The following is a 10,779-nucleotide window of genomic DNA, read 5'->3' on the forward strand; positions in this document are numbered from 1 at the left end:
CGTCCCCGGTGCCGCTTTTGCCCCGTGCGGCACCCCCCGCGCTCCCCGCATGGTGGTCGTCCGGGGAGGCCGCCGTGCGTGACGACGAGACGGTGACGGCCTGGGCGCTCGCCGCCCGCGGCGGCGACGCCGACGCCGTCGAGTGCTTCATCCGGGCCACGCAGAACGACGTGCGCCGCTACGTCGCCCGCCTCAGCAACGACCCGCAGGGCGCGGACGACCTCGTGCAGGAGACGTACCTGCGGGCCCTGCGCTCGCTGGCCCGCTTCGAGGGCCGCTCGTCGGCCCGTACGTGGCTGCTGACGATCGCCCGCCGCACGGTCGTCGACCGGCTGCGCTTCAACGCGGCGCGCCCGCGCGTGTCGGACACCGACGACTGGCAGTCGGCCGCCGAGCGCGCCCAGACCGCCCAGCTGCCCGGCTTCGACGAGGGCGTGGCGTTGTCGCAGTTGCTGGACCGGCTGCCGTACGAGCGCCGCGAGGCGTTCGTGCTCACCCAGATGCTGGGCCTGCCCTACGCGGAGGCGGCCGTCGTCGCGGGCTGCCCCGTCGGCACGGTGCGGTCGCGCGTGGCGCGGGCCCGCGAGTGGCTGATCTGCCAGCTGGAGACGGCGGAGCGGGAAGCGGTGCGCGTACCGGTCGCGGCGTAGGCGCCGCCCGGCGGTGGGCCTCTTCCGGCGGATGACGTGACCGCACTGTTGCGGACGCCGCGCACTCCGCCGGGCGCTCGCCGCCGCGGTTGCGCGCCGTTGCGGCGGGAACACTTCGCCACCGCAGCGGCGCGTGACCGGGAGGTGGTGGACCGGCAGCGCCGCAGCCCCGTGGCCCGGCGCGGACGTCCGGTGGGCCGGAAAGCCAGTAGCCGGTAGGAGGGTGGCGGGGCATACGGCCCGCCACCCTCACCCGTCAGCGGCTGCCCGGCTCAGCGGCTGCCCGGCCGGACGACCTCCGCCTCCACCCGGACCGTCCCCGCTTCGCGGAACCGCAGCACGACCGGCAGCCGGTCGCCGAGCTTCAGCCGCGGCGGGGCCCACACCATGACGTCCAGCCCGTGCGGGGACATCTCCAGCGTTCCGCCGGACGGCAGGGGAGCGGACTGCACCATCTCCATGTGGCCCGCGCCCTTCCGCACCACGGTCCGGCTGAGCATCGCGCCTCCGGCCGTGGGCGCGTCGACGCCGATGAGCTCGTCGTCGGCGTCGCCCTCGTTCCGTACGCGGAAGAACGCGGCCGTGTCGTCCCGGCCGAGCGGCAGCAGCACCCGCGCCTCCTCGACCGTGACGCGCGGCGGCCGGCCCGCCGCGCCCGAGGCCGTCCACGCGCAGAGCCCGCCCAGGGCCACGGCGCCGGCGAGGACCGGCACGAGCGCGGCGCGCCCGGCGGAGAGGAGAGCGGAAGGAACCGGGAGCTTCCCCGGGGTCTTCGCCGGGAGTTTCACCAAGAACTTCATGCGTCACCTCGCGAGGCCAGGGCGGCAGCGCGCCGGCCCCGGGAACCATGGGAACCGTGGGAACCGGCCGCCGCGCCGCCGCGCCGCGGGCCCCTGCCCGCCGCCGAACGCGAGGGCACCGGCTGCCAGCCGCGCAGCCGCAGGCTGTTGGCGACCACCAGCACCGAGCTGACGGACATCGCCGCCGCCGCGACCATCGGGCTGAGCAGGCCCACCGCCGCCAGCGGCAGGGTGACCAGGTTGTAGCCGAAGGCCCACGCGAGGTTGGCCCGTACGGTGGCGGACGTCCGCCGGGCCAGCCGGACGGCGTCGGCCAGGGCGCCCATGTCCTCGCGGACCAGCGTCACGTCGGCGGCGCCGATGGCCGCGTCCGTGCCGCCGCCCATCGCGATGCCCAGGTCCGCGCCGGCGAGCGCGGCCGTGTCGTTGACGCCGTCGCCGATGACGGCGACCCGGCGGCCCCGTTCGCGCAGCTCGCGGACGAGCGCGGCCTTGTCCTCGGGAGTGGCCCGCGCGTGCACCTCGGTGATGCCGAGCTCGGCGGCGACGGCCCGCGCCGCGCCCTCGCTGTCACCCGTCGCGAGGACGGGGCGCAGGCCGAGCCGCTTGAGGTGGTCGACAGCGCGGTACGAACCGGAGCGGACGGTGTCGCCGAGGACGATCACGGCCTCCGGCGTGCCGTCCACGCGGACGACGACCGCGGTCCGGCCGTCGCGCCCGGCGGCCTCCACGGCATCGGCGAGCGCCCGGGGGAGACCGCCGTCCGACGGGACCGGCTGTCCCTTCCGCGCCTTCGGCGCGCCCTTGCCCGGCTTCCGGAGGGACGCGGCGGGGGCGGCGGATGCGGCGTCCGGCCGTACGACCTCGACGAGCCGCTCCCCGACGCGCCCCGCCACGCCCCGGCCGGGCGTGGCCGTGAAGCCGGTGACGTCCGGCAGGGCGGGCGCGTCCGGCGAGGCCGGTGTGTTTGGGGCGTTCGATGTGACCGTCGTACCCGGCACACCCCTTGTATCTGGCGTACCCGGCGTGCCCGTTGCATCCGTCGTAGCCGTCATACCCGCGGTGTACGTGGTGTTCGTGTTGCTCGCCGCGCCCGTGGTGTCCGCGGTGCCCGCCGTGTCCACGGTGCCCGCCGTGCTTGCGGTGCCCGCCGTGCTCTCCGCGCCCGCGGTGCTTGCGGTGCCCTCTGCGTCAGCCGCGTCAGCCCCGCCCGCCGTGGCCGCTGCCACGCCCGCGCCGCCCGTCGCACCCGCCGTCGTGCCCGCAGCATCTGCGGCCTCCGCGCCGCCCGGCATGCCCGGAGAGCCTGCGGCCCCCGCCCCCCGCGCCGCCGCGTACGCGCACACCGCGCGCCCCACCGGATGCTCCGAACCGCGTTCGACCGCCGCGGCCAGCCGCAGGGCCGCGTCCGCGCCGAGGCCGCCAGGCCGTGCCGTCACGCCCGTCACCGCCATCGAACCTGTCGTCAGCGTGCCCGTCTTGTCCAGGACGACCGTGTCCACGCGGCGCAGCCCCTCCAGCGCCTGCGGCCCGCTGACCAGGATGCCCAGGCCCGCGCCGCGGCCCGTCGCTGCCAGCAGGGCTGTGGGCGTGGCCAGGCCGAGCGCGCACGGGCAGGCGACCACGAGGACGGCCACCGCGGCGGTGACGGCCGCCTGCGTCGAGGCGCCCGCGCCCAGCCAGAAGCCGAGCACCGTCACGGCGACGGCCAGCACCGCCGGCACGAAGACGCCCGCGACGGCGTCGGCCACGCGCTGCGCCTTCGCCTTGCCCGCCTGCGCCTCCTCCACGAGCTTGGCGATCCGCGCGAGCCGGGTGTCCGCGCCGACCGCCTCGGCCCGCACCTCCAGCAGCCCGCCGGAGTTGACCGCGCCACCCACGACGGACGAGCCCGGACCGGCTTCCACGGGCGCGCTCTCGCCCGTCACCAGGGACAGGTCCAGCGCCGAACTGCCCGCGACCACGACGCCGTCGGTCGCGACGCGCTCGCCGGGCCGGACCACGAAACGGTCACCGACCCGCAGCCGCTCGATCGGCACCCGGCGCTCCGTGCCGTCCGCGTCCCGTACGAGCACGTCCTTCGCGGCCAGCGAGGCGAGCGCCCGCAGCGCCGAGCCGGTGCTGTGCCGGGCGCGTGCCTCCAGCAGCCTGCCGATCAGCACGAACAGGGGGACGCCCACGACCGCTTCGAGGTACACGTCCGCCGTGCCGCCCGCCATCGAGGGCACCAGCGTGAACGGCATCCGCATGTCCGGCCGCCCCGCCCCGCCGAAGAAGAGGGCGTACGCGGACCACGCGTAGGAGGCGAGCACGCCGAGCGAGACGAGCGTGTCCATGGTCGCGGCCGAGTGCCGCAGGCCGCGCAGCGCGCGTTCGTGGAAGGGCCAGGCGCCCCACACGGCGACGGGCGTCGCGAGGACGAAGCACAGCCACTGCCAGTTGCGGAACTGCAGGCCGGGGGCCATGGACAGGACGAGTACGGGGACGGACAGCAGCGCCGTGATCAGCAGCCGGGTCAGCGCGCCGGTGGCCGCCTCGGCGTCCTTGTCCTTTCCCCCCTTCCGGTCCTTCCCGTCCTTACCGCCCTCCGGCTCCGGATCGGGCAGCGCCGCGGTGAAGCCGGCGCCTTCGACGACCGCGATCAGGTCGGCCGCGGTGACCCCGGTGGGGTGGGAGACGCGGGCCCGGCCGGTGGCCAGGTTGACGGTCGCGCTCACGCCGTCGACCCTGCCCAGCTTCTTCTCCACGCGCGCGACGCACGCGGCGCAGGTCATACCGCCGACGATCAGTTCGGTGGTCGCGTTCGCGTTCGCGCTCGCGTCGTCAAGGCGCGTGCTCGCACCCGTATCCGTACCCGTACCCGTACTCGTGGTCACCGTCCACCGTCCATGCCATGCATCCCGCCCATGCCGTTCATGCCCTCCATGCCGCCCATCCCGCCGCCGGAGCCCTGCCCGGAACCGGAACCCGAGCCGGAACCGCCGGTGCGGTGTATGCCGGGGGCGGCCGGCCCGGCGGCGGTGCCGACGGCGTAGGAGACTCCGAACAGGGCTGCCAGGAGCAGGACGAAACCGGCCAGGGCTCCGTACGGTCTGAGGGCGCGACGTGCGGTCATCCGGTCATCGTGGCACGCGGCGCGGCCCGTTCGGCCGCCCGCGGCGGACTTGCGGCGCGTGAGGATCGTCCCTTTCGTCCGCGGGAACCGGAGCCCTTCCGCAGCCGACTACCTGGAGATACGGAACCCGTACGGACGCCAGGAGGCCCGTACGACTTTTCGCCGGACCGGCGGGAACTCACCGTGCCGTCCGTCCGACTTCTCAGGGGTCCACGACTTCGCGAGGAGCCCTTCACCGTGTCCGTGCCCGAGCCGTCCGAGCCCGTCGAGCCGTCCGTGCCCGCCGAGCCGTCCGAGCCCGCCGAGCTGCCCGATCCGGTCCCCCTCTCCGGGGCCGCGTACAAGCGGGACCCCTACCCGCTGTACGCGCGCATGCGGGAGGCCGGCCCGATCCACCGGGTCCGCTTCCCCAGCGGGGTCACCGCCTGGCTCGTCACCGGGCACGAGGCCGCCCAGAAGACCCTCGCCGACCCCCGGCTCGGCAAGAACCACGACCGCGGCAACGACCGCTGGCGCGAGCGCGCCTCGATCATGCCCGAGCCGCAGCACTCGCAGCTGCAGGTGCACCTGCTCCACCAGGACCCGCCCAAGCACACGGCGATGCGGCGGCTGGTGACGGACGCGTTCGCGCCGCGGCGCGTCGAGGGGATGCGGGCGCGCTTCCAGGAGATGGCCGACGCGCTCGTCGACGCGATGCCGGCGGACGCGGACTCCGCCGACCTCGTGCAGTGCTTCGCCGCCCGCTTTCCCTTCCAGGTCCTCACCGAGGTCATCGGCCTGCCGCCGCACCTGGCCGCCCGTTTCCGCCGCGAGTGGGGCAAGGTCGTGGCGCCCGTCGGCCCCGCGGATCCCGGGCGGCCCGCCTACGAGGCGCTGCTGCGCGAACTCCAGGGCTACATCGCCGAGGTCGTCGCCGACCGCCGCGCTGCGCCCGGCGACGGGCTGCTCAGCCGGCTGGTCGAGGCCCGCGACGGCGGCGAACTGACCCAGGAGGAGCTGGACTCCATGATCTTCCAGCTGCTGGTGGCCGGCCAGGAACCCGTCACCAACCAGATCACCACCGCCATGGTGAACCTGCTCCGCCACCCCGCCGCGCTAGCCCGGCTGCGGGCCGAACCGGAGCTCATGCCCGCCGCCGTCGAGGAACTGATGCGCCTCGACAGCGCCTTCGAGCTGACGACCTGGCGGTTCCTCGCCGAGGACGCGGACCTGCACGGCACGCGGGTGCCCGCCGGCGACTCCGTGATCGTCTCCCTGTGCGCCGCCAACCGCGACCCCGAGCGCTTCCCCGACCCCGACACCCTCGACCTGGACCGGGCCCAGGGCCCGCACCTCGCCTTCGGCCACGGCATCCACTTCTGCCCCGGCGCGGCCCTCGCCCGCATCGAACTCCAGGTGGCCCTCGGGACCTTGCTCGACCGGCTGCCCGGCCTGCGGCTGGCCGTCCCCGACGAGGAGCTGTCCTGGATCCCCGCCGTCCTCGGCCGCGGCACCGCCGAACTGCCGGTCGCCTTCGACCGGCCCGTCTGCCCGCGCGGGCGGGGGTGAGCGCGCCCGTGCCGTACGCCACGCTGACCCTTCCGGCCGGGGCCCTCATGACCGCTGAGCCCCCGACGACCGCAGACGCGGCAGTAACCGCAGGTGCGGCAGAAACCGTAGGTGCGGCAGAAACCGTAGGTGCGGCAGAAACCGCAGACGCGGCATCATCCGTAGATGCCACCGCGACCGTAGAGGCGCGCATCCTCCGCCTCCTCCTGCCGTACCACCGCACCACCGGGCCGGGCTCCGCGGACCCCGCGGACTTTCCGGAGCAGTTGCGTCAGATACGGCAGTTCACGGACGCCGGCGAGCCCGTCCTCTTCACCCTGCCCGGCTTCCCGTGCAAGTCCCCGAACCCCGCCAAGGTCCTCGGTCACCTGCCCGACGAGGGCGAACGCCTCTCGCTCGGCTTCCTCGACCGGCTCTGCGCGCGCATCGGCGAGGTCTACGCGCCCGGCGCGCGGATACTGATCTGCTCCGACGGCCACATCTTCGGAGACCTCATCCACGTGCCCGACGAGCACATCGACGCCTACGGCGACGAGCTGCGCGCCCTGATCGCCACGGAAGGGCTCGGCCGGCTGGACACGTTCGACCTGCGCGACGTCCACGGCGACCTGGACCACGACACCAAGCGGCGGCTCGTGACGGAGGCCTACGCGCCGCCCGTCGAGGAGCTGCGCGCCCTGGTCCGCACCGACGAGGAGACGGCGCGGCTCTACCGGGGCATCACCCGTTTCCTCGTCGAGGACACCGCGGACTTCGCCGGCACGCGGTCCGCGCTGCAGCGCGAGTGCCGGACCCGCGCCTACGGCGTCATCGCGCGCAGTCGCGCCTGGGGCGATCTCATCGCCGACTGCCACCCGCGGTCGGTGCGCCTGTCCATCCACCCGCAGCGCCCGGGCGCGGAGAAGTTCGGCATCCGCCTGCTGGAGGCGGCGGACGCGTGGGCCACGCCGTGGCACGCGGCCGTCCTGCGGGGGCGCGGGGGAGAGGCGCGTCTCGTGCGGCGGGAGGAAGCGGAGCGGCTGGGCCGCCTGGTGCTCCGCGCGGGCCGCCCGAGCCACTTCGAGGAACGCCGGTGAGCGGGCCGGCCGCTCAGTCGGCCAGGACCCTCACCACGGTCTTGATGACGCGCCACAGCCCGCCGATGGCTCCCAGCTCGATCGCGGTGTCCGCGGCGTCCACCGCCAGGTCGGCCCGCTCCGCGCGCCGGCACCTCCGGCACTGACCGCGCCGCAAACGGCCCTCCCGCCCGCAGCGCCTGCACGTACCCCCGTGGTTCCACATGGGCTTGATCATCCCATGGGTAGCCGCCCGGCGCCGCGACGGCGGCCGGGCGGCGGGAGAGCCGTTCCGTCACCTGCGCTGCGTGAAGGGCTCACAGCCCGAGATCGTGACGGTCCCGTCCCCGTCCGCGAGTGTGACGATGACCTGCTCGCCCTTCTTCGCGGCTTTGAACTGCGGGAACTTCCCCGACTTCGGCTCCGTCGCCACGGTGCACAGACCCATGGCGTCGTCGTTCGCCCCCTTGCTGACGTACACCCCGGACGGCACGTCCTCACCGACGATGTAACTGCCGTTCGTGACTTCCTTGGCCTGCGTGCGGCCGGCCGCCGCGGGTGCTCTGCTGCCGGCTGCACCGGCCTTCTTGCTGTCCCCGTCCGCCTCGGAGGCTCCGGCGCCCGGGCCGGAGGCCCGCGCCTCGGGAGCACTCTGCGGCGGAGTGCCGGCCTTCGCGGACTTGTCGTTCTTGCCGCCTCCCGTGGCCATGGCGAGGACCACGATCAGTGCGAGGAAGGCCCCTAACCCCGTAAGGACCTTGTGCCGCGCGCACCAGTTGCGCCGTGCCGGAAGACCTTGCTCAGGGGTGAACCCGTCTGCCATGCGCTGCTCCTGACCTGTCGAGTCGTCGTGCTGTCGGCAGCTTCAACGCGTCGGCGGGACGCGGGTAGCGGGGCGTTACGCGCCCGGCAACCATCCGTTACGGATTCAACAAAGTAGGCGGCGGGGCGGATGTCGCCCACCTCCCCGGGCGATCACATGGGCGAGGCTCGCACACTACGCTGAGCCGCGCCGAGGCCTGTTGTTCACGAGGTGCTCGCGAAGCCGTTCGCGACGTCGTTCACCGAGGAGCCATCGCACATGACCGTCCCGCTCGACCTCGCCTTCTTCCGCCGCTTCCTCGACCGCGCCACGCGCGTGATCGTCGCGGAGTCGGCGCATCTCACCGAGCTCGACGCCGCCATCGGCGACGCCGACCACGGCGCGAACCTCAAGCGCGGGTTCACCTCCGCCGCCGAGGCCGTGGCCGCGGAGCCGCCCGCCACGCCGGGGGCGCTGCTGATGGCGGTCGGGTTGCACCTGACGAACACCGTGGGCGGGGCGTCGGGGCCGCTGTACGGGACGGTGCTGCGGCGCATGGGGAAGGTGCTCGGCGAGGAGCCCGTGGCCGAGCCGGAGGTGCTGGGGCGGGCGCTCGGCGCCGCCGTGGCGAGCGTGCGGCGGCTCGGGGACTCCGCGCCCGGGGACAAGACCATGGTCGACGCGCTCCAGCCGGCCGCCGACGCGTACACCGCCGCCCTCCCGCAGGGCGTCGTGGCCGCCCTGGACGCCGCCGCGCGGGCGGCCCGCGAGGGAGCAGAGGCGACGGTCCCGCTGCAGGCCCGCCGGGGCCGGGCCAGCTATCTGGGCGAGCGCAGCATCGGCCATCAGGACCCGGGCGCGGCCTCCTCCGCGCTGCTGGTGACGGCGTTGTACGAGGCCACGGACCCGGAGCTGTGCGCGGCGCCCCCGGAGCGGGAGGCCGCGGCGGCCGGGGCGCCCGCGCAGGCGGCGCCCGAGGGCCGGGTCGGCGTCGTGCTGGTCTCGCACAGCCGCGAGGTCGCCGCCTCGACGGCGGCCCTCGCGCGGGCCCTGACCGGCACGGGCGACCCGGCCCCGGCGGCCCCGGCCGGCGGGCTGCCGGACGGCTCGGTCGGCACCAGCGCCGACCTCGTGCGGCGGGCGGTCGAGAGCGCCGGCCAGGGCCGGGGCGTGGCCGTGTTCTGCGACATGGGCAGCGCGGTCCTCACGGTGAAGGCGCTGCTGGCCGAGGGCTTCGGCGGCTCCGAGGTGCGCATCGCCGACGCCCCGTTCGTGGAGGGCGCGGTGGCCGCGCTGGTGACGGCCTCGGCCGGCGGCGACCTCGCGGCCGTGCTCGCCGCGGCCGACGACGCCCGTACGTACCGCAAACTCTGAGTCAAGAGGCGGCGGCGCCAAGATCGCAACGGTGGCCGGGGCGCATCACTCGTGTCAGGGTGTGATGGCACAAATGCCCCTATGTATCGCGTTTCGTATGTCGTTGCATATGCCGTTCCGCATCCCGTTCCGGCGTGGAGGTCCCGCCCCGGTGTCGTCGCGCAGACTCCCCTTCGCGCTCGTCCTGGCCTACCTGGGCGCCGTCGTGGCCGTCGACCTGATGACACCGTCGAACCTCCGGCTGGACGTCTACGCCGCCCTCGCCCCGATGACGGCCGCTGCGCTGTGCACGTACCGGCAGACGGTGTTCGTCGGGGTCCTCGACTTCTGCCTGATGGTGGCGCACCACGGCGTCGTGGGCGGCGAGGTGGCCGTCAACCGGGTCGGCTCGTTCGTCGGCAATGCCCTGATGGTGGGCGCGAGCATCGCCGTGGCCCGGCTGCGGCGCGACGGCGACGCCCTGCTGGAGCGCGTACGGGCCACCGGCGAGGCCGCGCAGCGGGCGCTGCTGCGGCCGCTGCCGCTGCACACGCCCAGCGTCGTCGTGGACGGCTTCTACGTGTCCTCGCAGCGGGAGGCGCTCGTCGGCGGCGACGTGTACGAGGTGGTCGACACGCCGTACGGGACGCGCGTGCTCATCGGTGACGTGCGCGGCAAGGGGCTGGGCACCCTGGGCGCGGGGGCGGCCGTGCTGACCGCCTTCCGCGAGGCGGCCTACCACCGGCGCGACCTGGAGAGCGGCGTGGTGGCGATGGAGCAGGGGCTGTACCGCTACCACCGGTCGGCGGAGTACCAGGCGCGGCTGCGGCCGGAGCGGCACGGCGGGCAGCCGGAGGACGTGCGGATGAGGGCGGCGGAGGAGTTCGTGACCGCGCTGGTCTTCGGCACCGAGGAAGGCCCGGAAGGCCCGGAAAGCCCGGAAGGCCCGGGCGATCCGGGTGCGGGCGGGCACGTGCCGCTGGTGTTCGTGGACTGCGGGCACGTCGCGCCGTTCCTGATCGGTGCGGACGGCGGGGTCCGCGAGCTGGAACCGGCCGACGCGGGACTGCCCTTGGGCCTCGGTGACCTGGCCGCCGCGCCGCGGACGGCACAGCGCGTCGCCCTGCCGCCCGGCTGCCGGGTGCTGGCCTGCACCGACGGGGTGACCGAGGCCCGGTCGCCGGACGGCGCCTGCTACCCGCTCGCGGAGCGGCTCGACGCCTGGGCCGCCCTGCCCACTCCCCGGCTCCTGGGGCGGCTGCGCGCGGACCTCGACGCGCACACGGGCGGACGGCTGCAGGACGACGTGGCGGTGCTGGTGCTGGAGCGGGCGGCGGAATACCACGGGGCGGCCGGCGCCGGCGCCGGTGCCGGCGGCGCGGTGACGGACGGGGCCGCGGTCCCGTAGCCCGGGAGGGCGGCACCCCCGCCCGCGCCCCCGTAGCCCGCCGAACGG

10 protein-coding genes and 1 pseudogene are annotated in these 10,779 nt (G+C 75.3%); 6 read left to right on the forward strand and 5 right to left on the reverse strand.

Annotation, left to right across the window (positions count from 1 at the left end; translation table 11 throughout):
* Positions 1-74 precede the first annotated feature (74 nt).
* Complete coding sequence (locus tag ACSNOH_RS15180; RefSeq protein ID WP_436721847.1) at positions 75-650, forward strand: sigma-70 family RNA polymerase sigma factor; 576 nt, start codon at positions 75-77, stop codon at positions 648-650.
* Positions 651-922: 272 nt separating this feature from the next.
* On the opposite strand, the gene ACSNOH_RS15185 is transcribed toward ACSNOH_RS15180, so the two are convergent.
* The 3 genes from ACSNOH_RS15185 to ACSNOH_RS15195 all read right to left on the reverse strand — a co-directional run bounded on the left by ACSNOH_RS15185 (position 923) and on the right by ACSNOH_RS15195 (position 4,565).
* A complete protein-coding gene (locus ACSNOH_RS15185) occupies positions 923-1,450 on the reverse strand; it encodes a copper chaperone PCu(A)C (RefSeq protein ID WP_436721848.1) in 528 nt (175 codons plus the stop codon).
* Positions 1,447-4,224: a heavy metal translocating P-type ATPase gene (locus tag ACSNOH_RS15190; protein WP_436721856.1), complete on the reverse strand. Its 2,778-nt coding sequence runs from the start codon at positions 4,222-4,224 to the stop codon at positions 1,447-1,449. Before ACSNOH_RS15190 ends, ACSNOH_RS15185 begins: the two co-directional genes overlap by 4 nt.
* A 98-nt stretch (positions 4,225-4,322) precedes the next feature.
* On the reverse strand, positions 4,323-4,565 hold the full coding sequence (locus ACSNOH_RS15195) for a hypothetical protein (RefSeq protein WP_436721849.1): 243 nt from the start codon (positions 4,563-4,565) through the stop codon (positions 4,323-4,325).
* Positions 4,566-4,841: 276 nt separating this feature from the next.
* Between ACSNOH_RS15195 and ACSNOH_RS15200 the strand changes: the two genes are divergently transcribed.
* Together ACSNOH_RS15200 and ACSNOH_RS15205 are read left to right on the forward strand one after the other, a co-directional pair.
* Entirely contained in the window at positions 4,842-6,113 is a 1,272-nt protein-coding gene (locus ACSNOH_RS15200) for a cytochrome P450 family protein (protein ID WP_436721857.1), read from the forward strand.
* 191 nt (positions 6,114-6,304) lie between these two features.
* Complete coding sequence (locus tag ACSNOH_RS15205; RefSeq protein WP_436721858.1) at positions 6,305-7,189, forward strand: L-tyrosine/L-tryptophan isonitrile synthase family protein; 885 nt, start codon at positions 6,305-6,307, stop codon at positions 7,187-7,189.
* Positions 7,190-7,202: 13 nt separating this feature from the next.
* Here the strand turns inward: ACSNOH_RS15205 and ACSNOH_RS15210 are convergent, their stop codons facing one another.
* Both ACSNOH_RS15210 and ACSNOH_RS15215 read right to left on the reverse strand, forming a co-directional pair.
* Positions 7,203-7,346, reverse strand: a complete 144-nt coding sequence (locus tag ACSNOH_RS15210; RefSeq protein ID WP_436721850.1) for a hypothetical protein — start codon at positions 7,344-7,346, stop codon at positions 7,203-7,205.
* A gap of 117 nt (positions 7,347-7,463) precedes the next feature.
* On the reverse strand, positions 7,464-7,991 hold the full coding sequence (locus ACSNOH_RS15215; protein ID WP_436721851.1) for a hypothetical protein: 528 nt from the start codon (positions 7,989-7,991) through the stop codon (positions 7,464-7,466).
* A gap of 258 nt (positions 7,992-8,249) precedes the next feature.
* On the opposite strand from ACSNOH_RS15215, the pseudogene dhaL reads away from it, so the two are divergent.
* The 3 genes and pseudogenes from dhaL to ACSNOH_RS15230 form a co-directional block, all read left to right on the forward strand.
* Positions 8,250-8,870 (forward strand): annotated as a pseudogene (gene dhaL / locus ACSNOH_RS15220) (dihydroxyacetone kinase subunit DhaL); the annotation flags it as partial.
* 93 nt (positions 8,871-8,963) lie between these two features.
* Positions 8,964-9,344 (forward strand): PTS-dependent dihydroxyacetone kinase phosphotransferase subunit DhaM, encoded by a 381-nt coding sequence (locus ACSNOH_RS15225; RefSeq protein ID WP_436721859.1) that lies wholly within the window; start codon positions 8,964-8,966, stop codon positions 9,342-9,344.
* Between the two features lie 151 nt (positions 9,345-9,495).
* A complete protein-coding gene (locus tag ACSNOH_RS15230) occupies positions 9,496-10,731 on the forward strand; it encodes a PP2C family protein-serine/threonine phosphatase (RefSeq protein WP_436721852.1) in 1,236 nt (411 codons plus the stop codon).
* Positions 10,732-10,779 lie beyond the last annotated feature (48 nt).

Source organism: Streptomyces sp. URMC 127, from assembly GCF_051386535.1.
Taxonomy (GTDB): Bacteria; Actinomycetota; Actinomycetes; order Streptomycetales; family Streptomycetaceae; genus Streptomyces.